Below are 611 nucleotides of genomic sequence, written 5' to 3'. Positions count from 1 at the left end.
TACTTTTAGTTTAGTCGAGGACAACCAAAACGGCAAGTCTTCGGCCGCATTTTTCTGCCGATTTTCGGACATGAAAAAGGGGCCGGGGGATTACCCCCGGTCCCTGCGCCGACGCTCTAGGCCGCCTCTGCTTCTGCCACCTCGGTTTGTGAGATATCAAAGACGGTCACCATCACGAAACCGGCCTCTTCCTCGTCTTCGCCCTGGTCGTTCTTCTTGACATTCCCCTCGGCGTCTTTGATCTTCCGTTTGGTGGGGGCGAAGATTTTGAGTCCTTTTTCCCCTTTGCGGACCTGGCGACCTTCAGCCTGCCACTTCCTGAAGCCCGCACAAATCGTCGCGTTTTCGTTCTGCATCCAGATCATTTGCTGATTTTTGGGGGAGTAGCTGGGGAACCTCCGGGCGAACTTCTCGAACTCGGCAGCGGCCTCGGGGTTGGTCTCGATCCTCTCGGCGGTCGCGGCCAACTTCTCGCGCAGCTCCTTGCGCTGCTCCTTGGCGGCCTCTTTGCGATTCTGCTTGGTAGTCATGGTCCTTGTCCTTTCGGTTTTCGGGGGTTCTGCCTCCCCCCTTGCTGTACTTTTAGTTTAGTCGAGGACAACCAAAACGGC

General features: G+C 56.5%; 1 protein-coding gene. It reads right to left on the bottom strand.

Annotated features, from left to right (window positions below):
• Nucleotides 1-116: 116 nt before the first annotated feature.
• Nucleotides 117-530 (bottom strand): ArdC family protein, encoded by a 414-nt coding sequence (locus tag EWV35_RS13095; protein WP_129662458.1) that lies wholly within the window; start codon nucleotides 528-530, stop codon nucleotides 117-119.
• Nucleotides 531-611: the final 81 nt, after the last annotated feature.

This window comes from Rothia uropygialis (genome assembly GCF_004137765.1).
Classification (GTDB): domain Bacteria; phylum Actinomycetota; class Actinomycetes; order Actinomycetales; family Micrococcaceae; genus Rothia.
This window is presented reverse-complemented; position numbering and strand designations above follow the sequence as displayed.

Coding starts and splice junctions, on each gene's coding strand:
- EWV35_RS13095 (WP_129662458.1), bottom strand. CDS start 530: ATGACTACCAAGCAGAATCGCAAAGAGGCCGCCAAGGAGCAGCGCAAG.